The following is a 25,703-nucleotide window of genomic DNA, read 5'->3' on the forward strand; positions in this document are numbered from 1 at the left end:
ATTATGAAAGTCAAAATAAACGTAATAAAATTTATTATAGTTTGTATTTTCGTAGTTTCCGCACTTTTTGCGTTTGTCGGGTGCGGCGCGCACGAGCATACTTTCAGCGATAAGTGGTCGAGCGATTCGGTCGAGCATTGGCGCGATAGTAATTGCGGTCACGCCGAGATCACCGACGAGGGCACGCACGATTTCGACGAGTACGGCAATTGTTCTGTTTGCGGATACCGCAAGCCGCATACCGAACACACGCTTAAATATTACGAATATAAATCCGCTGACTGCACGGCGGCTGGGTATGAGGAGCATTACGAGTGCACAGAATGCGGCAGGTATTTCTCCGACGAGGACGGCGTTCACCCCATTTCGTTCGACAGCGTTTTAATAAAAGCGACGGGGCACAGCTTCGATAATAAGCTCAGCCACGACGAAACGCACCACTACTACGCCGCGCAATGCGGTCACGACCTTGCCAAGGACAAGGAAGAACATACGTTTATAGGCGGCGAGTGCCGCATTTGCTTGTACCGCCCGGGCTACGAGGACGTGTATAAGGACGATATAAGATACACGCTTAGCGAAGACGGGCAGTCGTACTACGTTTCGGGCGAAAAGATAAACGAGCTTAAAGCCGTTATTATAGAGAGCGAGATCGACGGCAAGCCCGTGACCGAGATCGGCGAGCAAGCGTTTGATAATTGCGCGGGGCTTACGGGCGTTGTTATCCCGATTAGCGTTACGGTCATAAGGGAGAAAGCGTTCGAATATTGCGGACGGCTTTCCGCCGTCACTTTCGGCAATAGCGTAAAGGTCATAGAAAGTAACGCGTTTTTGAGTTGCATTTCTATCGGTTCGGTATTTTATACGGGCACGGTTGCCGATTTTTGCAAAATCGAGTTTGAAAATACGGGCGCAAACCCCGTGTTCTATCTGGGCGTGCCCGGTTTGTTCGGTTCGAGCTACGGCAATCTGTATATAGCGGGCGAGCGCATAAGAGATCTCGTAATACCCGACGGCGTTATCGAAATACCCGATTTTGCGTTTAATAATTACTCAAATCTCGATAGCGTTACTTTGTCCGACAGCGTAGAGCATATAGGAGAAGACGCGTTTTGGGGCAGCGGGCTTGCGTCGATTACGTTCGGCACGGGACTGAAAACGGTGGGCGACAGTGCGTTCTATCTATCCAATTGCGAGAGCTTGGCGGTGAACGTTAAAGACCTTAAATCGTGGTGCGGTATATCGTTCGGCGAGCGCTGCGCCAATCCGCTCGAAAACGCGTTCAAAGAAAAGTCCGACGAGCCCTATCCGTTCCCGCGCGTTTTGTCGAAGGATAATATCGCGTTGTATATCGACGGGAAAAAGCCGTCGGGCGAACCGACGCTGCCGAGCGGCATTAAGGGGATACCCGCGTTTACGTTCAAGAACAGCGATATAACGAGCGTCGTTATTCCCGACGGCGTGGAGAAAATCGGCGACGGTGCGTTCTTTAAATGCGGCAAGCTCGAACAAGTCGAGATCGCCGATTCGGTGACAACGGTAGGCGACTACGCGTTTTACGAATGTCAAAAGCTCACGGCTATCCCGAGCGGAAGCGGCGTGACCGAAGTGGGCGATTACGCATTCTTTAACTGTATTCAGTCGAAGAACGCTCTAACCGATCTAGCGGTGGATAACGGCATAAAGACCATCGGCAGCTTCGCGTATTCAGGTAACACGGCGCGAAAGATCACCATTCCCGCGAGCGTCGAAAATATGGATAACTATGCGTTTTACGGGGTAAGCTGGGTTAATGCGATCGAGGTCGATCCCCAAAACGCTATATACAAGAGCGAGGACAATTGCCTTATAGACAAAACTACGGGCACGCTCATAAATGGCAGTACGAATAGCGTTATACCGAGCGACGGAAGCATAAAGGCGATAGGCGATTACGCGTTTACGTTCTGCGATTTAACGGACGGGTTTACTATCCCGCAGGGTGTGGAGAGTATAGGCGAATATGCGTTTCGCGGTAACTCGCATCTTACGACGCTCGTCGTTCCCGACGGTGTGACGACGATCGGCAAGGGTGCGTTCGAAAACTGCGGAAAGCTCACTAACCTGACGTTGCCCGACTCGATAACGCGAATGCCCGACCTCGGCAATTTCTATTTGTCGTTCGACGACGACGTAAAAGCCGAGCTGTACGAGGACGGCGCGCTCTATATAGGCAACCACTTGATTGACGCAAGGCAGGTCGGTGAAGATTACGTCATTAAGAGTGGTACGCTTACCGTCGGCGATGAAGCCTTTTCGCGGCTTGCGAAAAGTGTGGTTTTGCCCGACAGCGTGGTGTACTTTGGACCCAATGCGTTTGAATATATGTACGCTCTGGTTACGGTCAAGCTGGGGAAGGGTCTTACCGAAATCAGCGATTATGCGTTCGTTTCGTGCTCCGCGCTCGAAACGGTGTACTTATCGAACAGCGTGGTAAAGCTCGGCAAAAATCTATTTTCTAATTGTAAAAATCTTTCCACGCTGTACTTCGACGGTACTGTTGCGGAGTGGAACGAAATAGAAAAAGCCGACGACTGGAATTCGCTGAAAAGCTTTACCGTGCAATGCTCGAACGGCAAAGTTGAGATCAATTAGGAATTAGTAATTAGAAATTAGGAATTAAAAACGCGGATTATCCGTTAATTTCTAATTTTTTACACGCTCTCCAACAGCATTTTATCGGCGACGAGCGCGATAAATTCGCCGTTGGTCGGTTTTTCGTTGTGGTTATATACGCGCACGCCGAACAGCGTGTTAATATTTTCTATCTTGCCTCTGTTCCAGGCGACCTCTATCGCGTGACGGATGGCGCGCTCAACCTTGCTCGGGCTGGTGTTGAAATGCTCTGCCACTTCGGGGTAGAGCTTTTTTGTTATCGAGTTGATTATCTCGGGACTGTCGATCGTCATCTTGATCGCTTCGCGCAGATACTGATAGCCTTTGATGTGCGCGGGTATACCGACGGTTATAAAGATATTGCTTATCTTCTCGTCCATCGAGCGGTTCTTCGCGGTCGGGCGTTTGGTGTTCACCGCCTCGATTATGCGCTCGTCGAGCACGCCGAACGATATGGGCTTCATCATGTAAAAGTCCGCGCCCAGGCTCATCGCCTTGGATATGAACGCGTCCTGCGACAGCGCCGACACGACGATAACTTTGAGATTGCCTTTGTTCAGCCTCTCTAACACGGCGAAGCCGTCGAGCGTGGGCATGACGAGATCCAGGAGCAGCACGTCTGGGCGCACCGCGTCCAATTTTTCGAGCGCTTCCTTGCCGTTAGCTGCCGTTTCGACAAGCTCTATCTTGTCCGAAACCGCAAAGTGCGATTTGGCGCTTGCCACAAATTCCTCGTTGTCGTCGCATACCATAACGCGAATTTTCATGATGTGATGTCACTCCTTTTGTTTGAGAACGGCGGAAAATATACGACCGCGTTTTCTCATGTCGATTTAAAAAAATTATACCATTTTCGCGGTTAAAATTCAAGTTTCGCGTGCTTGCGTAAAAGGACTGCTTTTGTCGAATGAACGGCGTTTATGCCGCTTTTTCTCGAAATGCTTGGCGTAACGGTCGGAAATATTGCGGACAAAGTCGATTAAAAAATATGACACAAATATTGTTGAACTGTGTAAGTTTTGATATTTTTATCCTTTGAACGGTACAAATGTTGATAAAACAACATTCAAACGGATAGCTTTATAGTATACTTATAATATAAGTCGGTCGGGGATGTTTCGGCGCGACTTATGCTTAATTTAACTCACGAGGTGAATAAATGAAATTTACATTGGCTACCGATACCGTTTGCGACGTATTCAAAAGCGAGCTGAGAGAGCGCGGCATCGAGTACATTTCGACCTATTACACCGTTGACGGTGTGGAGCGGCGCGACGAGATCACACGCGATGAGGAGTTGAAGGAATTCTACGACAAGATCCGCGGCGGGGAAATGCCCACGACCTCGCAGGTCACGCTCAATGATTATCAGGAGTTTTTCGGCAAGCTCATAGAAAAGTATGAGGGCGATATCGTGCATATCACCATTTCGTCGGGGCTTACCACTTCGCCGCTCGCGGCGCGCCAGGTCGCTCAGGAGATTTTGGAAAAGACGGGGCGGCACATATATATAGTCGACAGTCTTTGCGCGACCATTGCGACCCGTCACGTTGTCGACGAAGCCGAGCGCTTGCGCGACAGCGACGTTTCCGCAGAAGAGGCGGTCGCATTCCTTGAAAATTTTGTGGCGCATCTTCATACCTGGTTCATGCCGTACGACCTTATGCACTTAAAGCGCGGCGGGCGTGTGTCCGGACCGTCGGCGTACATAGGCACTGCGCTTAACATCAAGCCTATACTCAAATTCGACAAGACGGGCGCACTCGTAGTCGCGCAGAAGAAGATCGGCGCGAGCAAGGGTATTGCCGAAATGATAAACATTTTCAAGCGCGACAGTGCAAAAGAGCCGCACAAGGTGTACATTGCGAGCGCGGACAGCGACCTTGCCGAGGGTATGCTCAAAAAGGCACAGGCGGCGCGGCCCGACTGCGAAATCGAAGTGCATTGGATAGGACCGGTTATCGGCGCGCACACAGGCGTCAACGCTGTCGGAATTTCTTTCCTTTCGGATAAGCTTAGAGACGAGTAAGACGATCAATATTTACGGATAAGTTTACATAGGAGAAAAGCAATGAACTTTATATTATCGACGGATACGTCGTGCGATATCAACCGCGGCGAATTAAAAGAGCGCGGTATCGAGTACCGTCCGCTTGTATATACCATAGACGACGTGGCGCATTTCGACGAAGCGACATGCGACACGGACTACAAGGCGTTCTACGATCAGATCCGCGCGGGCAAGATGCCTACCACCTCGCAAATAAACGTTACCGAGCACGAGGAATATTTTGCCGAGCTACTTAAAAAGCACGACATGGACATAGTGCATATCACCCTTTCGTCGGGCTTGTCCAGCACCTACGACAGCGCGTGCAAGGCGGCGGAAAATATAAATTACCGCGAGGGCAAAACTCGGGTATACGTAGTAGACAGCTTCGGCGCGACGATCGTTACCCGTCACGTGGTCGACGAGGGCGAACGGTTGCGCGAGCAAGGACTTTCGGCGGAGGACGCGGCGAGCGCGCTCGACGGGTTCGCGTCCAAGCTCCATACCTGGTTCATGCCCACCGACCTCATGCACTTAAAGCGCGGCGGCAGAGTATCGGGCGCGAGCGCGGTAATCGGCACGGCGCTTAACATAAAACCTATAATTAGGTTTAACAGGGCGGGCGAGCTTATCGTCGCCAAAAAGAAGATCGGCGCGAGCAAGGGCATCAACGAGATGATAGCGATATTCAAGGCGACTTCCGCCAAAACGCCGCACAAGGTGTATATAGCGAGCGCGGACAGCGAGTACGCCGAGGAAATGCTAAGTAAAGCCAAGGCGGCGCGCCCCGACTGCGACGTGGAGATCGGCTGGATAGGACCCGTCATCGGCGCGCACACGGGCTGCAACGCCGTAGGCATTTCGTTCGTTACGGAAACGCTAAGGGACGAGTAGAACAGGGTACGGGGCGTAGGGTACAGGGATTGACCCCTACGGGGTGATTTATTAATTTATCCTTCCCTGACCCCTATGCCCTGTGCCCTGAACCCTGACAGTAAAATTTCGGGAGAAAGACAATGAAATTTATATTATCAACCGACACCTCGTGCGATATCAACCGCGGCGAGCTCACTGATCGCGGTATCGAGTACCGTCCGCTCGTATATACGATAGACGACGTGGCGTACTTCGACGAGGCGACCTGCGACGCCGATTACAAGGCGTTCTACGATCAGATCCGCGCGGGCAAGATGCCGACCACCTCGCAAATAAACGTTACCGAGCACGAGGAATATTTCGACGGGCTTTTGAAAAAATACGACATGGATATTATACATATCACGTTGTCGTCGGGGTTGTCGAATACGTACGAGAGCGCGTCAACGGCTGCCGCGAACATCAACGAGCGCGAGGGCAAAAAGCGCGTGTACGTTGTGGACTCGCTCGCCGCGACGGTCGTTCAGCGTATCGTCGTCGACGAAGCGGAAAAAATGCGGAACGACGGTCTTGCAGCCGCCGAAGCCGCCGACAAGCTCGAAAGCATAACCCATCACGTATTGGTGTGGTTCATGCCCACCGACCTAATGCAGTTAAAGCGCGGTGGTAGGGTGTCGGGCGCGAGCGCGGTTATCGGCACTGCGCTCAATATCAAGCCCATACTCGTTATCAATAAGAAAGGCGGGCTGTCGGTCGTCGCCAAAAAGATAGGCGTAGGCAAGGGCATGAACTACATGGCGGACAAGTTCAAGGAATACAACGACGAAAGCACCGCCAAGACCAAGGTTTATATTCCGTCGGCGGACAGCGATTACGCCGAGGAAATGCTGGGTAAGATTAAGGCTATCCGCCCCGACTGCGAGGTCGAGGTCGGTTGGGTAGGTCCCGTTATCGGCGCGCACACCGGCCCCGGTATGTGCGGCGTGGCGTTCCTTTCGAATAAGGAGCGCGAGGTTTAATTCGGTCATACAAAAGAAATACGAAAGATAAAGCAGGATCGGGCGCAAGCTCGGGTCCTGTTTTGTATTGACAAACAAACGATTTTTATGTAAAATAAAAAAGAGGTAATTATTATGTTAGGGAATTTCACTTATTGCAACCCCACTAAGCTGCATTTCGGCAAGGACGCGCTGAACGCGCTTAACGAGGAACTGCCCAAGTACGGCAAAAACGTTTTGCTCGTTTACGGCGGCGGCTCTATCAAGAAGAACGGTATCTACGACAAGGTCGTTAAGATATTAAAGGACAACGGCAAGACTATTCACGAGGACGGCGGTGTCATGCCCAATCCCACGGTAGTCAAGCTCAACGAGGGTATCGAGCGCGCGCGCAAGGCGAAAGCCGATCTCATACTCGCCGTCGGCGGCGGTTCGGTGTGCGATTACGCGAAAGCCGTTTCGGTATCGGTCAACTGCAAGGACGACGCGTGGGAAAAATATTTCATTCGCTTCGAGGAGCCGACCTGCGATATCGTTCCCGTCGGCTGCGTTTTGACCATGGTCGGCACGGGCAGCGAGATGAACGGCGGTTCGGTCATAACCAACGCCGAGCAAAAGCTCAAAATCGGGCACGTTTTCGGCGAAAAGGTGTTCCCTAAGTTTTCTATTCTTAACCCCGAGTTTACGTACACTCTGCCCAAGTACCAGATGGTAGCGGGCATTTACGACATAATGTCGCATATCCTCGAACAGTATTTCTCGGGCGAGGACGACAACACGAGCGACTATATCTCGGAAGGACTTTTGCGTTCGCTCATTCACAGTGCGAATATAGCGGTGGAAAACCCGACCGATTACGAGGCGCGCAGCAATATCATGTGGACGGCGACCTGGGCGCTCAATACGCTCGTCGCAAAAGGCAAGACCACCGACTGGATGGTACACATGTTCGGACAGGCGGTCGGCGCGCACACCGACGCAACTCACGGTATGACATTATCCGCTGTGACAATGCCGTATTACAAGTTTATTCTTCCGTACGGCACGGCGAAGTTCGCGCGGTACGCCGAGAACGTTTGGGGCGTCGATCCCAAGGGCAAGACCCAGAAGCAGATCGCCGAAGAGGGCTTAGCCGAAATGGAAAAATGGATGAAGAAGATCGGGCTTGTTATGAACATAACCGAGCTCGGCGCGACAAAGGAAATGCTCGACGGCTTGGTCAAAAGCACGCTCGTCATGGACGGCGGCTACAAGATTCTTACCGAGAACGAAATACGCGAAGTATTTAAAGCAAGCTTTTAGTTTTTAACAACGGTGTAAAATGCAAGAGCCTTATTTTTGGTACGTTATATACGTGCGTGCCAATACCGAAAAGCGGGTCGCGGACGATATAAATCGGTTTGCCCTGAAAAGCGGGTTCGATTACGAGTTCGAGCCCTTTTGTCCCGAGAGCGAATATTACTACCGCAATAAAGAGGACAGGCGCACGGGCAAGTCGTACCGCCGCCGTCCGCTCTTTCCCGGTTACGTTTTCATTGAAACCGATATGCCGCCCGAAGACTTCGCTCGCGAGTTCGGCGCGTACTTCTACGGCTCGAAGGATATCATACGCCTGCTTAGGTCAGGCAGGTCGAATAACAATATCGCTCTGCCCGTCGAGGAAAGGCAACGGCTCGAATTTTTGTTGAAGGGCAAGCGCTGTCTCGAACGGTCGGTGGGGTATATCGTCGGCGATAAGATCACCGTCGAGGGCGGGCCGCTCGTCGGGTGCGAGGGGCTTATAACATATATCAACAGGCATAACCGTTTCGCCGATATAGAGGTAGATATGTTCGGCGGAAAAATTAAAGCACGCGTCGCGTTGGAGATAGTGAGTAAAAAATAATTCGTAATTCTTAATGCGTAATGCGTAATTAAGGATAAATTTAATTTAATCACCGCGAAGCGGTCGATAATTACGAATTACGAATTACGAATTAATAAAAATCTTCCTCACGGCAAACAGCTTCAACCGCCACGGGAGTATTCTGTAAAGCCCTACAAATAATGCGTTTTTGATCCCTATCGCCTTAGCGGGCGGGGGATTTTTTGCTTGCAGAATTTCGTAAAGCTTTTGCGCCACGAACGAAGCCTCGTCGCCGTGCTGTTCGATATTTTTGAGCTTGCTCGTCGCCGACTTCAACGCCTCGTCGTACTCGCCGCAGTCCGTGTATACTTTGCGCTTAAACGTAAACCGCGTTCTCACTCCGCCGATTATCGCCGCAGTTGTTTTGATATTCGGCGCTTCCAGCCGCAGGGCGTAGGCTAGCTGCACGAGCGCCGCCTTTGCTCCGTCGTAGAACGAGTCGAATGGTATGGGCGTGACCGCCGCCGCCGAGCTTAACAGCAGTATGCGCCCGTCGCCGCTCTTTTCGAGCTTTTTCATGGCGAGCCGAATACACTCGATAGCGCCGAGAACGTTCACCTCGAACAGCCTGCGGTAGTCGTCGCGTTCCACGCAGGCTATCGGCGCGGCGAGTGAGGTCCCCGCGCAGTATACAAGCGTGTCGATTTCGGGTATCTGCCCGAACGCTTTTTCGAGCGCGGCGGCGTCGGTCACGTCCGCCAAAAGGTTTTTAACGTTCTTGGTGGGGCAGGGCGTACGCGAAATATTGACTATATCGGTATTGGCGAGAATTTGCACGAGCGCAAGCCCGATGCCGCTCGATCCGCCTACTATAACGGTAGTTTTCATAACGTTAGTATGTCGCTTCGCCAAAAAGCTATCGCAAAATATTCGAAAAACGTTGATTTTAACGGGCAACCGTGATATACTAATAAGGATACAATTCACCGATGCCGCTGACGCGGTCTCCCGGCCTCTACCCCCTGAGGGGAAGGCTAAAAAGAAAAACGTGAACGGAGAAGATCATGGACCAAGAATTCATCAATGAAGAACAATACGAAGAGGGCTTGACTTTCAGAAAGGTCGGCTATTTCTTCAAGAAGGGCTGGCTGCGTATGCTCATATACGCGTTAGTGCTTGTTTTACTGACCACGGTCATAGTATTGCCTATCAAGGTTTTCTACAAGTCCGAGCCTATGGCGAAAACGGCTATCGAGTTTATCTACGACGGCATAGAGCGAGGGCTTGCACCCGACGGGGCTACGCTCGCCACCGATAATATCATTTCGACTACGGTTTTGGCTTCCGCCGTCGACGCCGCCGAGCTTAACGACGTGATCACCGATATTTCCAAGCTCCGCGAAAAGATGCGTGTAGAAGGCGAGGCGACCGAGGAATACGCTCAGCTCGTTCAAGCCGCGGCAAACGGCGATACCGACGCCGCGAATAGGCTTTTGACCTACACATACTATCCCACGCGTTTTGATATAATCATATCTCAGCCTAAGCAGTTAGGTTTGTCCGACGATCAATCAAAGCTTCTTTTGAACAAGGTCGTGGAGAGCTACTACGCGGATTTCCAAAAAAAATATTCTCTTATAGACATGTTTTCGTCCGATATATACATTCTTTCCCAGAACGAGAACATAGAGTTCTTCAATATTTACGACACCTACGTAGCGGCTCTTGACGAAATCGATTCTTACATCGATACGCTTTATCACGAAGACCCTACGTTCACTTCGTTCGCCGCAAGCACCACGCTCACCCAGCTCATAAACAACAGTACGATTTTAAGGAATCAGTACGAGGAGCTCAACAACTATATACTTGTAAACAACGTTTGGCACAATAAGGTTACGGCTAAGCAGTCGCTCCTGAACAGCATAGCGCGTTTGGATGGCAGAACAAACGTAATCAACGCCACCATAAAGAGTCTTCAAGACCAAATTAAGGATTTCCAGCCCAATACCACTATAAGAGATACGGGTAGCGGAACGAGCGTTATTACTACCACTTATCCCAGCGAATACTACACTCTTCAAAGCAAGCTTACTGCGGCTATCGAAGAATTGGGTTCGATAGCCAACCAAAAGGGCGATCTGTCCACCCGTATCGAGCTTCTCGAAGACATTGAATCGGACACCGACGAAGCGTATAAAAAAGAAGCTAAGACAGAAATCGAAAAACTCGAAGCTCAAAGCCGCAAGTTTGTTAGCACCGTAAACGCGGTAATCGAGGACTACTACAACACCACGCTCATATCGTCGTCTGTCCGTCAGGTTCTTCCTGCGACTGTCACGCGCAGAAGCATGGGCTTGAATATTATTATTATTTACCTTGCGGCAATCATCGGCGGAGTTCTTGTAGCTGCGCTCGTCACCGGCATTAAGATTTCGCACGCCAACGCTGCGCGCGGCAAAGCCGAAAAAGTCGCCGAAGCCCAAGAAGAAAAGAAAGAAGAAAGCAAAGAGTAATTAAGGCGGTACCATGTCAAATACTTGGCTCAAATCTGCAATATTTTACGAAATCTATCCAAATTCGTTCATGGACTCGAACGGCGACGGGTACGGCGATTTTAAGGGCATAACGAGCAAGCTCGAATATGTCAAGTCGCTCGGCTGCAACGCGATTTGGCTCAATCCGCATTACGATTCGCCGTTCAAGGACGGCGGCTATGACGTGCGCGATTACTTTAAGGTATCTTCGCGTTTCGGCACGGAAGAGGACTTCGACGAGTTTATCTCCACGGCGCACGCTTTGGGGATAAAGGTCATACTCGATCTCGTGCCCGGTCACACGTCGGAGGAGAACGCCGACTTTATCAAGAGCGCGTCGGCGACCCCCAACGAATTAAGCGACCGTTTTATCTGGACCAACGATCCGTGGTTCTGCCCCGAGGGCTATCGCGCGGGGTACGGTCGGTACGACCGCAACGGCGCGAGCATAGTAAACTTCTTCTCTACTCAGCCCGCGCTCAACTACGGCTTTAACCGCGTCGACTATCCCGAGTGGCAGTCGTCGTACAAGTCTGAGGCGGCGTTAAAAACACGCGAGTGGCTCAAAAGCGTTATGCGGTTTTGGCTCGACCGCGGCGCGGACGGGTTCCGCGTGGATATGGCGGACTCGCTCGTCAAGAATGACGGCGACCAGAGCGAAAAGCCCGCAACGAGCGAAATTTGGCAGGATATCCGCGCCATGCTCGACAAGGAATATCCGGACGCGGTGCTTGTTTCGGAGTGGTCTAATCCGCAGTCCATACGCGCGGGCTTCCACGCCGACTTTATGCTCGATCACAACGGCAATCCGTACAGCCTGCTCACCAGGTACAATGAAGACGGCAAGAACGTAAGCTATTTTTCGAACGCGCCCAAGATCGACGCCGCCAAGTTTTCCAAAACGTTTAACGAATGGTACGATGCGGTAAAGAATAACGGGTATATCGCGCTTATCAGCTGCAATCACGACACGCCGCGCCTTGCGCCTTACTACACACAAGAGCAGTTAAAGATAATCTACGCAACGCTGTTCACGCTGCCCGGCGTGCCTTTCCTGTACTACGGCGACGAGATCGGCATGAAGTATATCAAGGATCTGCCGTCCGTCGAGTGCGGATTTCACAGAACGGGCTCGCGCACGCCCATGCAGTGGGATATGACTAAGAACGCTGGTTTCTCGACTGCCGATACACCGTTCCTGCCCACGTTCGCCGACAAGCAGACCAACGCCGCGGCGCAAATCAAGGACAAGAAATCGCTTTATAACACCCTTAAAGATTTCTTCGCGTTCAGGAAATCGCGCAAGGAATTCTCGTCGACCGACTTCGAGTTCGTGTATGCACTCGGCACGGAAGCGTTTGCGTACAAGCGCGAAAAGCTGACTATCGTCGTCAACCCGCGCGCCGAAAAATGCCTTGTGCCTGTAACCCTCTCGCCGAAAGCCAAAGCCGTGTTCTCCATCGGCAAGGAAGCCAAAGCGCAAAAGGCGGGAATATCCGTTCCGCCCACGTCGTTCACGGTGTTTGAAAATTAGGAACCAATATTTAAAAATTAAATGCGGTTGCGTCGAAAGAACGGCGCGACCGTTTTTTATTTGCGATTTTAATCTATTGACTTTTTCGAGCCTTTTATATATAATATAGAAAAAAGCGAAAAGGGCAAAATAATGGTCAAGAAAATATCCGAGTTCGAATATAAACGCGCCGACGTGGGCGCGGCGATCGAATACGTAGGAGCGGCCGTCGAAAAGATCGAGAAAGCCAAATCGGCGCAGGAGCTTGCCGATATTCGTGCCGAGCTCAACGCGTACTACACCAAGTTTTCAACGCAAAGCTCGCTCGCGGCGATACGCCACACGCTCGACGTTAAGAACGAGTTCTATTCCGCCGAGCAAGATTATTACGACGAGAATATGCCCGCGCTGTCGGCTAAGCTTGTGGAGTTCAACAAGGCGCTCGTCGGGTCGAAGCACGCGGCGGGGCTCTCTAAGCTTATCAACCCCATAATAATACAAAACATAGAAGCGGGCTTGCGCGTAATGGACGACAAGATCGTTGGCGACTGCGTGGAAGAAAACAAGCTCGTCACCGAGTACGACAAGCTCATGGCGGGCTTGCGCTATCCCTGGAAGGGCAAGGAGTACACGCTCAGCGAAATGCGCGGGTTCGCCAAAGACCCCGACCGCGCAGTGCGCAAGGCGGCGGAAACCGTAATCGGCGAAGTCATCGGATCGGTGCAGGACAAGATAGACGATATTTACGATAGGCTCGTCAAGGTCCGCACCGCCATGGCGAAAAAGATGGGCTTTAAGAATTTCGTCGAGATGGGCGATCTTCGCATAGGACATATCGGGTTCGGGCGCAAGGAAATAGAGGTTTTCCGCAACTCGGTATTGAGCGGCGTCGTGCCCGTAGTTGCCGAGCTCAAAAAAGAGCTTGCCGAGCGCCTTGGCTTTACCGGCGGTATTCATTTTTACGATAACGATATTTATATCGCGGGCGGCAATATCGACCCGCAGGGTCCCGCCGAAAATCTGTTCGCCGCGGCGCAGAAAATGTACGACGACATGAAGCCGCAGCTCGGCGAGTTCTTCAAGAATATGTGCGCGGCGCAAGCGATCGACTACGTTGCGCGCGAGGGCAAGATGGGCGGCGGCTACGCCGAAATGCTGTTCGACTTCGGGCAGCCGTTTATCTTCGCCAACTTCAACGGCACTATGGACGACGTGGGAGTACTCACGCACGAGTTCGGTCACGCCTACGCGTTCCAGCGCGCGTACGAGAACGGGATCGACGTCGACCTGTTCGTGGGCGGCTACGAAACCGCCGAAACCCATTCCATGGGCATGGAAGCGCTATGCAATAAGTACAACGATTATTTTTACGGCGACCGCGCCGCCGAAGCCACGTATCAGCAGATCTTCGACGCGCTCAACTTCTTGCCGTACGGCGTTATCGTCGATTATTTCCAGCAGCTTGTTTACGAGAAGCCCGACATGACCCCCGCGGAGCGCCGCAAGCTGTGGACAAAGCTGGAAGCGCAGTTCCGCCCGTATATCGATTTGAGCGATCTGCCGTTTTACGCAAACGGCGGCAGGTGGCAGTATCAGGCGCATATCTTCCAGTCGCCGTTCTACTATATAGACTACTGCCTGTCGACCTGCCTTGCATTGCAGTTTGGCGAGATTGCGGCGACCGATTTTCCCGCTGCGCTCGATAAATATTTGGCGTTCGTCGAAAAGGGCGGCACGGAGAATATCAACGACCTGGCTCACGGCGCGGGGCTTAAAAGCCCGTTCGACGAGGGCGCTTTGAAAGAACTTTGCGTTCGCGTTAAAAAACATATCACGGAGCTATTATAATGAACTACGTAACGGCAGTATGTAAAAAATGCGGTATCGGCTTCACCGCCGAAGGCGACAAGCCCGAATATTCTTGTCCGCTGTGCGGCAACAAAGTGGCAAGCGGCGAGTTTAAGACCTATCCGCTTTCCGTCGAGCTCGGGCGCGAGCTGTACTCCGCCGACCGCTCGCTGTTTTCGGGCGACCGCAAAACGGCGGGCAAGGGCTACAAAAAAGCGAGCAAGCTGGACAAAAACAACCCGTTCGCGCTTTTGGGTATCGCGCTTTCCAAGCACGGCGTTACTTTCGACGGCGTGGCGGTCAAGACCGCAGACGGAAAGCCGCTCGAAAAAGACGGCGCGTACAAAAAAGCGGTTAAGATCGGCGACGGTAAAATCAAGCTGAGTACGGGCGAATATATTCCGCCCAAGCCGAATAAGCTTAGCGACTTTAAGATCGATAACGGCGAGCTTAAATACTATATGGGCGACAAGGACGACGAGGAAATAGTCATTCCGCCGTCGGTCAAGAAGATAAGCGGGTTCGCGTTCTTTACGTGCAATAAGCTCAAATCGATCCATATCCCTGCGTCGGTCACGTTCATTGCCGACCAGGCGTTCACCACTGCGCCGGCGATCGAGCAGATCACCGTCGCGCCCACCAACAAGAAGTACAAGGTGGACGGCGGTTGCCTTATCGATACCGAGTATAACACGCTCAAACGCGGCACGCCGTCGGCGGTCATTCCGCCCTATGTGCAGCGCATAGACGATTACGCGTTCGAGCGTTGCGACGGGATGAGCAGTATCGTCATTCCCGAGGGCGTGATGAGAATAGGAGAGTACGCGTTCGGCGGCGACGAGGAGCTTAAACACGTGGAGCTGCCCGCTTCTCTTAAAGAAATAGAGGAAGGCGCGTTCTCGTTCTGCGCCGACGTAGAGTTTACGATTTCGCCCCAAAACGAAAGATTCTGCGTGGTGGACGGCACGCTGTACGACAAGAAGTCGCGCGTCGTTATTCGCGGCGGCAAGTCGGGGCATATCCCGAGCGATTGCGTGGAGATCGGTGCGTCGGCGTTCGATAACGCCAAGATCGAGGAATTGTTTATTCCCGCGAGCGTCGAGAAGATCGGCGACATCGCGTTCGATTGCTGCGACCATATCAAAAAGATCACCGTCGACAAGGCGAACAAGAAATACGTTTCCAACAGCAACTGCATTATCGAGCGCGAAACGGGCACGCTTATTTGCGCCGCGGTCGATACGGCTCTGCCTGACGACGGGAGCATAAAGATAATCGGCGAGCACGCGTTCCGCAACAGCGAGCTGACTTCGATAACCTTGCCGAGCTCGGTGCAGGTAATAGAAAACAGTGCGTTCTCGTACGGCGCGTTCGTAGAAGTCAAGCTCAATAAGGGCTTGCGCGTGATCGAGGAGTCCGCATTCTCCGACTGCGAAAAGCTTGAAAAAATCGTGTTCCCCGATACGCTTGAATCGATCGGGTGCACGGCGTTTTCAGATTGCGAAAAGCTCAAAAAGATCAAAATACCCAAGAGCGTTACTTGCATAGAAGCCGACGCGTTCGAGTTTTGCGACGAACTCGAAGAAGTCGAGTTTGAAGAGATCTACGGCTGGGAGTTCGACTACGGCGAGGAAGTTAGTCCGCAAACGCTGTCCGTGCCCGAACAGGCGGCGGAGCTGTTGAAAGACGACGGCAGAAGATTGGTGCGGAAAGACGAGGAAGATATATAATGACCGAAAACGATATTTTAAAAGTGTCGGGCGAAACGTTTTTGCGCTTGCCCGTAGTGGATACTTCGCTCGCATTGCATATCGTAAAAATCGAGAAGTGCGAACAGGTAAAGGCTAAACTGTTAAAGCTTTATTCGCCCGAAACCGAGGTAACGGCGGACGGCAAAAAGTCGACCGTAGGCGCGTTAAGCAAGTTTAACGAGGTAAGCTTGTCGGCGCAGCCCGATTTCGACAAAGGTCGGTATAACGCCGCCGACTGCGTGCGCGTTATAGAAATGCTCACCAAAGAGGACGGCGGCTGTCCGTGGGACAAGGCGCAAACGCACGAGTCCATTCGCATCAACATGATAGAGGAAGCGTACGAGGCGGTCGACGCTATCGACAAGCGCGACATTCCTAATATGCGCGAGGAGTTCGGCGACGTGTTCTTGCAGGCGCTTTTACATTCCGACATATCGCGGCGCGCGGGCGAGTTCGATTTCGACGACGTGTGCGACGAACTCAGCAAAAAGCTTATAGACCGTCACTCGTGGATATTCGCGGGCGACAGCGCAACTACCGCCGACGAGGCGCTCACCGTGTGGGAAAAGAACAAGGGCGTGGAAAAGCATTACGACACCGTCAAGAACCAACTCGAACGCTTGCCCGACAGTTTCCCGTCGCTGCTGTATGCGCAAAAGACTTATAAGAAGATGAAGAAGGGCGGTATCGCCGTCGACGCGCAAGCCGAGCTTAAAAAGGCTCTTGACGCTCACGATTACACCGCCGCTATCGACGCGTGCGTAATGCTGCTCGCGGACGAGGGCAAGGACGGCGAGGTCGAGCTCAATACAAGGATAAAGAACAAGATCAAAAGCTTATGAGCGATTGCGGGTTTTGTATAGGTAAGTACCGCATAACGGGAGCATTGCTTGCGCCCATGGCGGGCTATACCGATATAGCGTTCCGCGAGCTGTGCCGCGAGTACGGCGCGGGGCTGACCGTCACCGAAATGGTGTCGGTGCGCGGGCTCAAACACGACAGCAAAAAGACGGGGTTACTCATGCGCTTGTCGCCCAAGGAAAGCCCGTCGTGCATTCAGCTTTTCGGGAACGACCCCGACGACTTCGCTCGTGCGGCGGGGGAGATAGAGAGCGATATAATAGATATCAATATGGGCTGCCCCATGCCCAAGATCGTCAAGAACGGCGACGGCTCGGCGCTGTTGAACGACCCCGAGCGCGCGGGGGAAATCGTTCGTGCGTTGGTGAACGCGACGGATAAGCCGATAACCGTTAAGACTCGGCTCGGCTACGAGATAGGCGTCGACCAAGCGGCGGAGCTTATAGAGAGCGTAACGGAAGCGGGCGCGGCGGCGGTCGCGGTGCACGGCAGATACGCCGAACAGCGTTACAGCGGCGAGTGCGACTTCGATAAGCTTAAAGCGCTCGCAAAGAATACGCGCATACCGTTTATAGTAAACGGGAACTGCACGAAAGCGGAAACCCCACCCTTCGCGGCGACCATGATAGGTAGGACGGCGCTCGCCAACCCCGCGGTGTTCAGGGGTGAGAGGGTAAACCCGAAAGCTGTCGCTACAAAGCACCTCGAACTTCTACTCAAATACTTCGACGAGCGATACGCCGTAATACAAATGCGCAAGTTCGTATCGCACTACTTCGCAAGCGTTGTAGGCGGCAAGGAAGTTCGGGTCGGTGTACATACCGCGACGACGGTAGACGAAGTCAAACGGGCGCTCGACAGGGCTCAAAATTAAAATAACCAACAAAATATCGGAGGATGATATTATGGAAATTACAAAGAAAATCAACGCTAAAATCGAGTTCGTGGGCGGCGAAGTGATCAATCTCGAACTGTACCCCGAAGTCGCGCCGATCACGGTCGACAACTTCGTCAAGCTCTGCAACGCCAAGTTCTACGACGGACTTTGCTTTCACAGAGTTATCGACAAGTTCATGATACAGGGCGGCGGCATGGCGTGGGATGAGCGCAAAGGGCTCATCGAAAAACGCACCGCGAGCATCAAGGGCGAGTTCAAGAGCAACGGCGTGAACAACCCGCTTTCGCACGAAAAGGGCGTTATATCCATGGCGCGCACACAGGTCAAGGACAGCGCGAGCAGCCAGTTCTTCATTTGCGTAGCCGACGCCAAGTTCCTCGACGGCGAGTACGCCGCATTCGGCAAATGCGCCGACGACGAGAGCGTAAAGACGGCGGTCAAGCTCGGCAAGGTCAAAACTGGCAGCTGGCAGTACTACGCCGACATTCCGCTCAATCCCATAGTTATCAAAACGATAACGATAGCGTAAATTAAATAGCAAATACCAAAACGGCGTTTACAACAAGTAAGCGCCGTTTTTTGTTCTTGGTAATTTTATTCTATACAGCCTTCCGTATACGTTTGGATCCTGTCGCAAATAGCATGGGGGAGGACGTTGGCGGAGGTGTAGTAGATTTTATCGGCATAACGGTAATCGGTGAATATCACTTGGTTATAGCTGTCCGTTATCCAAACCTCGCGCACAGGCTTTTCGTCACCGAAAAAGGTGACTATCGTATAATGCCATTCGGGCTTGCGGTAGAGGTCGAACGGTTTAAGCACTCGCGCGCCGTCGTAGTAGTAGCACAAAAAATATCCGCGCAAGATCCCCTCGATATAGTTCTCCACCTTTATCAGCTTGCCGTCGCGGTAAAACAGCTTGTAGTAATTCTTTGCGGACAAGCGAATAGTCGGTTTTTCTGATATGCCGCGCTCCTGCATAAAAGCCTTTTCGCATGGGCCAAGGCATAAAAGCGACCAATAGTATTTTGTATTGCCCGTGATATATCTTATCTCGAACTCGCGCTCGGCGTCGAACCACTCGCACTTTTTATCGAGCTCGTGCGCCGCGTTATAATATTCTTTTGCTTTGTCCAAAAGTTCTTTTTCGGTCATGTCTTTCCCTCATACTACGTATACCACATACGGCTTTAAAAGTAAAGGCAAAGCTATGCGTTTATCAAAAAAACTTCAAGAGATAACAGCCCGTTATGCAGCCGGTGAGCGTTGCGACGAGTGCGACGGGGATAGCGTAGCGCAGTTTTCTAACGTGCGATTGCGAGAAGTAGATCGTCGAGATATAGAATATCGTTTCGCTCGATCCGTAGATGACCGAGGCGCACCGCCCGATATAGCTGTCGGGACCATAGTTTGTATATATCCCGTCGAGTATGGCGAGCGAGCCCGCGCCCGACACGGGGCGGAGAAACATGAGCTCGGCAAGCTCTTTGGGTAGACCCACCGCGCTCATAACGGGTTCGAGAGCGTTGGCAAGGTACGCGCTTGCGCCCGATACGCGGAACGCTTCCACGGCGACCATTACGGCGAGTAGGTACGGAAAAACGTTTATCGTCAGGTCGACCGCTTGTTTCGCGCCGTCGATAAATCCGCCGTACGGCTCTTTGCGTTTAATGAACGACGCGAGCAGTACGATTAAAAACAAGCAGGGAATTATGTACGCGCTCATGCCGTGCGCTCCTTTCGGCGCAGGCGGCGCGGTTTTTTGTTTTCGGGTTTTTCGGGGAGTGGCTTTTCTTTCTTTTTTCTATCGAAAATCTTAGAGCACAGCTTTACGCCGATTATGCCTATCACGGTAGAGAGAACGGTGGCGACGAGCGACGGGAGCAGGAAGTCGGCGGGGTTAGCCGAGCCCGCCGTCGCGCGCATACCGATTACCGTCGTCGGCAGGATTTGCAAACTCGTCGCCGAAATGACGGTCAGCATTATCATGTCGGTGCTCGCTTTTTTGTCGCCCTTGTCCATGCGGTTGATCGCGTTGATCGCCATGGGCGTTGCGGCGTTGCCCAGCCCCAAAAGGTTAGCCGATACGTTCATGGTTATGTACTTGCGCGTTTCGGTATCGCACGAGGGGAACAACCGTTTTATTACGGGGCGCAGTAGCTTTTCAAGCCCGCGCGATAACCCGAGTTTTTCAATAAGCGAAAAGAACCCCAGCCAGAACGCGTACAGCGCCAAAAGATTGAGCGACAGCTCGACCGCGCCGTGCGCACCCGTTATCATTGAATTGACAGCCGACGCGGGGTCGGTGAACAGCATCAGCCCGAGCGACGACGCGAGCATTATTAACCAAATCATTGCCATACGCTATGTATATGACGAAAAGGTTTTTCTAATGCGAAACAACCTATTGCGCAAACGATTGACTTTTTTTGTGCAAATGGGTATACTAATTAACGAAAGATTTTTAAGGAGATATTATCATGGCTAACAAAGTTAATGCGGATATGACTATCTACGACGTATTGTGCCTCGCTCCCGACAACGAGAAGGTCGCTCAGGTTTTCTTCGATATGGGTATGCACTGCTTGGGCTGCCCCATCTCGCGCGGCGAGACAGTAGCGGAAGCGGCTGCTGCGCACGGCAACGACGTTGACGAGCTCGTAGCTAAGCTTAACGCGGTTATAGACTAATTAGGAATTGTGAATTAGGAATTAGAAATTAAATAGGACGATTTTAATTCCTAATTTCTCATTCCTAATTTCTAATTAAAATGAAGCTTATCGTCGGTCTTGGCAATCCCGAGGACAGCTATCGGGATACTTATCACAACGTAGGGTTCTGCGCGGCGGATATTCTTGCCGCGCGGTTTAACGCGCCTGCGTTCGCGTACGATAAAAAGAGCAATGCCGACCTTACCGACTTTTCGTGCGGCGGCGAGAAGATACTGCTTTGCAAGCCGCAAACGTACATGAACCTTTCGGGCGACGCGGTGTCGTATCTTGCGCGGTACTATAAAATAGCGCCCGCCGATATTCTCGTCATGTACGATGATATAGATATACCCAAGGGCACGATACGCGCGCGCGAACAGGGTTCGAGCGGCACGCATAACGGTATGCGCGACATATTGGCGAAGCTCGGCACGCAAGCATTCAAAAGGGTGCGCATAGGTATAGGCTTCCGTCCCAACTACATGGCGCTTGCCGACTACGTTTTGTCGCATATCCCCGCCGTTGAAAAACCGTTCATGCAAAAAGCGTTCGCGGCTGCGGCGGACTATGCCGAGGATTTTGCAAACGGCAAGCCGTGGCAGGAACTTACTGTTACAATTAGTAATTAAGAATTAGAAATTAGGAATTAAAAAAGGATAAATTTTAATTTAAAAGTTTCTTGGTTACTTCTTTTCAAAGAAGTAACGAAAAAGGCTATTCATGCGAAGCATAGGCGAAATTCTTAAAAGCACGGACGGCAAAACGGGCGAAGCCGTAGCCGCCGTGCACGACGGAAAAAGAACGTCCGTGTTCGGGTTGACCCGTTCGGACGCGCTTTTATTTTGCTGTGCGCTCGACAGGTTCATGCTCGTTTGCGCCGACGTTATCTCGGCGCGCACGGCGTTCGTCGAACTGTCGTTGCATTTCCCGTCGGCTGAATTACTGCTTCCCAAAAACAACGTAATACTCATATCGGGCGCGGAGCGTTCGGGCGATCGGTGCCGCGCGCTCTACAACATAGCGAGCGGCAAGTGCAAGGTCGTGGTCACAACGAGCGAAGCGCTTATGCAGATCCTTCCGCCGCGCGAAAGCGTGGTGAACGCCGCGGTCAAGCTATCGGTCGGCGCAAAGTACAAGACCGACGAGTTACTTAACAGCCTCACCGCCGCAGGCTATACACGCGCGGGGCACGTGGAAGAACCCTGCCAGTTCTCCGTTCGCGGCGACATATTGGATATTTGCGCGCCGAGCGGCGAGGCGGCGCGTATCGAGTTCTTCGGGTACGAGTGCGACAGCGTGCGCAAGCTCGATATATCCTCGCAGAGCGCGGGCGAAAAGCTGGACGGCTTCACGGCGTACCCCGCGACCGAAACGCTTTTCACGAGCCGTTCGAGCGCGATAGAAAAGCTGCTCGTCGCAGGCGAAAAGCGCAAGACCACGGGCGTGCCCGTCGAGCACCGCATGGCGGAGCGCTTGCGTTCGGGCGACAGCGACGGCGAGCAAACCGTGCTCTCGCTGTTCGAGCATACCACGCTCGACAGGTTTTGCGACCTGCCCATAGTTATCGAGGACGCGAAAACGGTATACGACAATTGCGTGTTTGCGTACCGCGAGCACGCTTCGCGCGCCAAGCGGCTTATCGAGGCGGGCGAAGCGCCGTTCTGCGTTACCGACAACCTCGTGGAAACTCCGCCCACGCGCGGCGCGGTGCTGTGTTTCCACGCGTTCGACAGCAACAATAGGTTTTTCTCGCCCGACAGGGTGTACAAGTTTAAGAGCATAGATATTCCGCTGTACGGCAAGAACTTTGCCGAGCTCAAAAACGACATAGACGGCTGGAAGTCGCGCGGCTATAACGTTTGCATAGGCGCGGACATAAAGGCGGGGCTCGAACAGCTCGACTGCTTCGGCGTCGAGTACATTTTCCCGACGGCGGACGGCGGCGCGTTCTTCGACGCGAACACCATAGTCATCGGTATGCGCAACGTCGGCATGAAGCGCGATCCGTTCGCTTCGGTGCGGCGCGTCGGCATGGCGGAGCTGCCCAAGCCCGGCGACTACGTAGTGCACGAAACGCACGGCATAGGCATTTGCGAGGCGGTCGGCGCGGTCGACTTCGGGCAGTACGAGCGCGACTACATAACGGTAAGATACGCGGGCGGCGACACGCTGTATGTGCCGGTTGAGAACCTTGCGCGGCTTAGCAAGTACGACTTTACCGACAATCCCCCCAAGCTGAATAAACTGGGCGGCGCGGAGTTCGAGCGCACCAAGACCAAGGTCAAGTCTCGGCTCAAAGCGATGGCGTTCGACCTTTTGCAGCTGTACGCCAAGCGCGAAACGGTCAGGGGCAAGAAGTACGCCGCGGACAGCGAGATCGAGGACGAGTTCGCCGCCGACTTCCCGTACAACGAAACGCCCGACCAGCTTTCCGCTATCGACGCGTGTTTCGACGATCTTTCGAGCGGCAAGATAATGGACAGGCTGATTTGCGGCGACGTAGGCTTCGGCAAGACCGAGGTCGCGCTCCGCGTCGCGTTCAAGGTCATTTCGCAGGGCGGGCAGGTCGCGTTCATGTCGCCGACCACCGTGCTCTGTCATCAGCATTATAACAACACGCGCGCGCGCATGGAAAGGTTCGGCGTGAACGTGGGTGCGCTCTCGCGCGTCGAGCCGGACACGGCGAAAACGCTTAAAGGCCTTGCCGACGGCTCTATCGACGTGGTGTGCGGCACGCACAAGCTTTTGGGCGGGTCGGTCAAGTTCAAAAACCTCGAACTGCTCATCCTCGACGAGGAGCAAAAGTTCGGCGTGTCAGATAAGGAAAAAATCAAAAATCTCAAAAACGACATAAATGTTTTGACGCTTTCGGCAACGCCCATTCCGCGCACGCTTCACATGGCGCTCAGCGGCATTCGCGACGTGAGTATGCTCGAAACCCCGCCTACCGGGAGGCTCCCCGCGCAGGTGTACGTTACCGAGTACTCCGACGCTCTGACCGTCGACGCGGTGACCCGCGAGGTGTCGCGCGGCGGGCAGGTGTTTATCGTTTACAACTACGTAAACGGCGGAGCAAAGGGCGGCGGTATCGCCGAGTATACGGGCAAGCTTCAAGCGTTGATGCCCGAAATCAAGTTCACGTACGCGCACGGGCAAATGGATAAAAAGCTCATGAACGCCGCCGTAGAGAACTTCGCTTGCGGCAAGGCGGACGTGCTCGTCGCGACCACGATTATAGAAAACGGTATCGACATTCCCAACGCCAATACCATGATAGTGTTCGGCGCGGAGAACATGGGACTCAGCCAAATGTACCAATTAAAGGGTCGCGTCGGGCGGTCGGACAGAGTGGCGCAGGTGTACTTCACTTACAGCAGCGAAACGGCGCTGTCGGGTGCGGCGCTCGAACGGTTAGAGGCTGTGTCGCGCTATACCGAGCTCGGTAGCGGCGTCAAGATCGCCGAGCAGGATATGCGCATACGCGGCGTCGGTAACGTGTTCGGCGCGGAACAGCACGGGCACATGGTGAGCGTCGGCTACAATATGTATTGTAAACTCCTAAACGAAGCGGTCGCCGAGATAAAGGGTCAGGCGGTCAAGGCGCACAAAGACCCGACGATGAAGGTCGACTTCACTGCGGTCATTCCCAAGGACTATTGCGACGGCGCAATGCGTATCGAGCTGTACCGCAGGATTTCGGGACTCAAAACCGAAGCCGAGCGCGACGAACTTCTTAAAGGTTTAAAAGAAGCGTACGAAAAAGTTCCGCAGGAGATTACCAACCTCGCCAACGTCGGTCTTATCAAAAACCTCGCCGCGGGCGTAAACGCCGTGACGGTAACGCTACTTAGGTCGGGCGCGAAAATCGAGTTCACCGACGTCAAGGATATAAAAGGCGGCTTCGAAAAATTCGGCGGCACGCTGTCCGCCGTCAAGACCCCTATAATAGTTTTCGACAGCGTTAAGAACCTGATGAACTGGCTGATCGCCGAGTAATATCAACGGGAGATAATTATGACTACTTACGAGGAAGTGAAAGCCGCGCTTTACGCCGCGGTAGATAAAAAATACGACGAGTTTAACAATCCCATAGTAAACAGCGAGTATAGAACTATCGGCGTGCGAACGCCCGAATTGAAGAAGATTGTCAAATCGATCCCGCTCGAAAACCGCGATCGAGTAATAGTCGACTTTCTCGCCGACGAAGAAAAGATTTACGAGACGGTATTGGTTATAGGTATGCTTGCGGCGCGAAAGGGCGATTACGCTAAAACGCGCGACTACCTTAAAACGCTCATTCCGCTGTTTGGGTCGTGGGCGCACGTCGACTGCGTTACGCCGTGCCTAAGCTGGGTGGATAAGGATAAATTTCTTAGCGACTTTAAGTATTTGCTCGATTGTGACGGACAGTACGAGGTGCGCACCTATATAATCTTCCTGTTTGACTGCTTGACCGACGATAGGATAGACTTCGTGCTCGACACGCTCAAAGGCGTGCGTTACGGTCAGTATTACGTGGATATGGGCGCGGCGTGGTTGCTTGCCGAATGCTTGGTCAAATATTACGATAAAACGATAGGACTGTTTACCTCGCCGACATTCCCCAAGTTCGTGCATAACAAGGCGCTCCAAAAAGCGCGGGAAAGCTACCGCGTGTCGGCGGACACCAAAGCGTATTTGCAAACGCTGAAAGTTAAATAACCAATAATTATCTCAATATTAAAATACCCGCGCCATCTCGACGCGGGTATTTTAATGCTTTAATAATAGTAGTAGCTATCGGCGGAAGCGGATGCAATCGCGGCTATAAACACGATGACAATAAAAATGATACTGATAACCAGACCCGCAACCGCCAGCCCGTGATGTTTCGGCTTTTTTAAACCTATACAAGAGAGAATTAATCCGGCAAGCGGAATGAGGAACGCAAACACTAATCCAAGTATGGCGCATATATTATCGTCGCTACTGTAATTTGCCGTGTTATTATAGTTAGGCGATGGGGCGGGGGATTGCTGTTCGGCGTTACACTTACCGCAGTGAGGACAGAATACGGAGTCGTTATTTATTTCTTTGCCGCAATTCTTACAAAACATATTTTTCACCTCGTGTATATATTAAAATGACATTCACTGCGTGTCATTTTATGTAGTATAGCG

General features: G+C 52.5%; 23 protein-coding genes. 17 read left to right on the plus strand and 6 right to left on the minus strand.

The window, feature by feature from the left end:
- Positions 1 to 3 precede the first annotated feature (3 nt).
- Positions 4 to 2,634, plus strand: coding sequence for a leucine-rich repeat domain-containing protein (locus HDT28_00950; GenBank protein MBD5131154.1), 2,631 nt, complete (start codon positions 4 to 6; stop codon positions 2,632 to 2,634).
- A 59-nt stretch (positions 2,635 to 2,693) separates the two neighbouring features.
- Here HDT28_00950 and spo0A read toward each other — a convergent pair whose 3' ends face one another.
- Positions 2,694 to 3,422 carry a sporulation transcription factor Spo0A gene (gene spo0A, locus HDT28_00955; GenBank protein MBD5131155.1) on the minus strand — a complete coding sequence of 243 codons (729 nt, stop codon included), beginning with the start codon at positions 3,420 to 3,422 and terminating at the stop codon, positions 2,694 to 2,696.
- 392 nt (positions 3,423 to 3,814) lie between these two features.
- On the opposite strand from spo0A, the gene HDT28_00960 reads away from it, so the two are divergent.
- The 5 genes from HDT28_00960 (at position 3,815) to HDT28_00980 (ending at position 8,464) form a co-directional block, all read left to right on the plus strand.
- A complete protein-coding gene (locus HDT28_00960; protein ID MBD5131156.1) occupies positions 3,815 to 4,684 on the plus strand; it encodes a DegV family protein in 870 nt (289 codons plus the stop codon).
- A gap of 42 nt (positions 4,685 to 4,726) precedes the next feature.
- Positions 4,727 to 5,599 (plus strand): DegV family protein, encoded by an 873-nt coding sequence (locus tag HDT28_00965; protein ID MBD5131157.1) that lies wholly within the window; start codon positions 4,727 to 4,729, stop codon positions 5,597 to 5,599.
- A gap of 122 nt (positions 5,600 to 5,721) precedes the next feature.
- Positions 5,722 to 6,600, plus strand: coding sequence for a DegV family protein (locus tag HDT28_00970; GenBank protein ID MBD5131158.1), 879 nt, complete (start codon positions 5,722 to 5,724; stop codon positions 6,598 to 6,600).
- Between the two features lie 114 nt (positions 6,601 to 6,714).
- Positions 6,715 to 7,881: an iron-containing alcohol dehydrogenase gene (locus HDT28_00975; GenBank protein MBD5131159.1), complete on the plus strand. Its 1,167-nt coding sequence runs from the start codon at positions 6,715 to 6,717 to the stop codon at positions 7,879 to 7,881.
- Between the two features lie 19 nt (positions 7,882 to 7,900).
- Positions 7,901 to 8,464: a hypothetical protein gene (locus tag HDT28_00980; protein MBD5131160.1), complete on the plus strand. Its 564-nt coding sequence runs from the start codon at positions 7,901 to 7,903 to the stop codon at positions 8,462 to 8,464.
- 84 nt (positions 8,465 to 8,548) lie between these two features.
- Here the strand turns inward: HDT28_00980 and HDT28_00985 are convergent, their stop codons facing one another.
- A complete protein-coding gene (locus tag HDT28_00985; GenBank protein ID MBD5131161.1) occupies positions 8,549 to 9,313 on the minus strand; it encodes an SDR family NAD(P)-dependent oxidoreductase in 765 nt (254 codons plus the stop codon).
- A 176-nt stretch (positions 9,314 to 9,489) separates the two neighbouring features.
- On the opposite strand from HDT28_00985, the gene HDT28_00990 reads away from it, so the two are divergent.
- The 7 genes from HDT28_00990 to HDT28_01020 all read left to right on the plus strand — a co-directional run bounded on the left by HDT28_00990 (position 9,490) and on the right by HDT28_01020 (position 18,362).
- On the plus strand, positions 9,490 to 10,941 hold the full coding sequence (locus HDT28_00990; GenBank protein MBD5131162.1) for a hypothetical protein: 1,452 nt from the start codon (positions 9,490 to 9,492) through the stop codon (positions 10,939 to 10,941).
- A gap of 13 nt (positions 10,942 to 10,954) precedes the next feature.
- A complete protein-coding gene (locus HDT28_00995; GenBank protein MBD5131163.1) occupies positions 10,955 to 12,496 on the plus strand; it encodes a glycosylase in 1,542 nt (513 codons plus the stop codon).
- Between the two features lie 132 nt (positions 12,497 to 12,628).
- Positions 12,629 to 14,323, plus strand: coding sequence for a M3 family oligoendopeptidase (locus HDT28_01000; GenBank protein MBD5131164.1), 1,695 nt, complete (start codon positions 12,629 to 12,631; stop codon positions 14,321 to 14,323).
- On the plus strand, positions 14,323 to 16,053 hold the full coding sequence (locus HDT28_01005; GenBank protein MBD5131165.1) for a leucine-rich repeat domain-containing protein: 1,731 nt from the start codon (positions 14,323 to 14,325) through the stop codon (positions 16,051 to 16,053). The genes HDT28_01000 and HDT28_01005 overlap by 1 nt, the downstream gene beginning before the upstream one ends.
- Positions 16,053 to 16,916, plus strand: a complete 864-nt coding sequence (locus tag HDT28_01010; protein ID MBD5131166.1) for a hypothetical protein — start codon at positions 16,053 to 16,055, stop codon at positions 16,914 to 16,916. The genes HDT28_01005 and HDT28_01010 overlap by 1 nt, the downstream gene beginning before the upstream one ends.
- Positions 16,913 to 17,809: a tRNA dihydrouridine synthase DusB gene (locus tag HDT28_01015; protein ID MBD5131167.1), complete on the plus strand. Its 897-nt coding sequence runs from the start codon at positions 16,913 to 16,915 to the stop codon at positions 17,807 to 17,809. The genes HDT28_01010 and HDT28_01015 overlap by 4 nt, the downstream gene beginning before the upstream one ends.
- A 31-nt stretch (positions 17,810 to 17,840) precedes the next feature.
- Entirely contained in the window at positions 17,841 to 18,362 is a 522-nt protein-coding gene (locus tag HDT28_01020) for a peptidylprolyl isomerase (protein ID MBD5131168.1), read from the plus strand.
- A gap of 65 nt (positions 18,363 to 18,427) precedes the next feature.
- Here HDT28_01020 and HDT28_01025 read toward each other — a convergent pair whose 3' ends face one another.
- From HDT28_01025 to HDT28_01035, 3 genes are all read right to left on the minus strand, one after another.
- Positions 18,428 to 18,988: a hypothetical protein gene (locus HDT28_01025; GenBank protein MBD5131169.1), complete on the minus strand. Its 561-nt coding sequence runs from the start codon at positions 18,986 to 18,988 to the stop codon at positions 18,428 to 18,430.
- A 64-nt stretch (positions 18,989 to 19,052) separates the two neighbouring features.
- Complete coding sequence (locus HDT28_01030; protein ID MBD5131170.1) at positions 19,053 to 19,559, minus strand: spore maturation protein; 507 nt, start codon at positions 19,557 to 19,559, stop codon at positions 19,053 to 19,055.
- The gene (locus tag HDT28_01035) at positions 19,556 to 20,194 is read right to left on the minus strand and encodes a spore maturation protein A (protein ID MBD5131171.1); all 639 of its coding nucleotides are present in this window, start codon (positions 20,192 to 20,194) and stop codon (positions 19,556 to 19,558) included. Before HDT28_01035 ends, HDT28_01030 begins: the two co-directional genes overlap by 4 nt.
- A 119-nt stretch (positions 20,195 to 20,313) precedes the next feature.
- Here HDT28_01035 and HDT28_01040 point away from each other — a divergent pair, with 119 nt between their 5' ends.
- From HDT28_01040 to HDT28_01055, 4 genes are all read left to right on the plus strand, one after another.
- Positions 20,314 to 20,523 (plus strand): DUF1858 domain-containing protein, encoded by a 210-nt coding sequence (locus HDT28_01040; protein MBD5131172.1) that lies wholly within the window; start codon positions 20,314 to 20,316, stop codon positions 20,521 to 20,523.
- 80 nt (positions 20,524 to 20,603) lie between these two features.
- Complete coding sequence (locus tag HDT28_01045; protein MBD5131173.1) at positions 20,604 to 21,173, plus strand: aminoacyl-tRNA hydrolase; 570 nt, start codon at positions 20,604 to 20,606, stop codon at positions 21,171 to 21,173.
- A 91-nt stretch (positions 21,174 to 21,264) separates the two neighbouring features.
- Positions 21,265 to 24,540, plus strand: coding sequence for a DEAD/DEAH box helicase (locus tag HDT28_01050; protein MBD5131174.1), 3,276 nt, complete (start codon positions 21,265 to 21,267; stop codon positions 24,538 to 24,540).
- 18 nt (positions 24,541 to 24,558) lie between these two features.
- The gene (locus HDT28_01055; GenBank protein ID MBD5131175.1) at positions 24,559 to 25,245 is read left to right on the plus strand and encodes a DNA alkylation repair protein; all 687 of its coding nucleotides are present in this window, start codon (positions 24,559 to 24,561) and stop codon (positions 25,243 to 25,245) included.
- A 59-nt stretch (positions 25,246 to 25,304) separates the two neighbouring features.
- On the opposite strand, the gene HDT28_01060 is transcribed toward HDT28_01055, so the two are convergent.
- Positions 25,305 to 25,640: a zinc-ribbon domain-containing protein gene (locus HDT28_01060; protein MBD5131176.1), complete on the minus strand. Its 336-nt coding sequence runs from the start codon at positions 25,638 to 25,640 to the stop codon at positions 25,305 to 25,307.
- Between the last annotated feature and the right edge of the window lie 63 nt (positions 25,641 to 25,703).

The sequence above is a fragment of the Clostridiales bacterium genome (genome assembly GCA_014799665.1).
Lineage (GTDB): Bacteria > Bacillota > Clostridia > Christensenellales > Pumilibacteraceae > Anaerocaecibacter.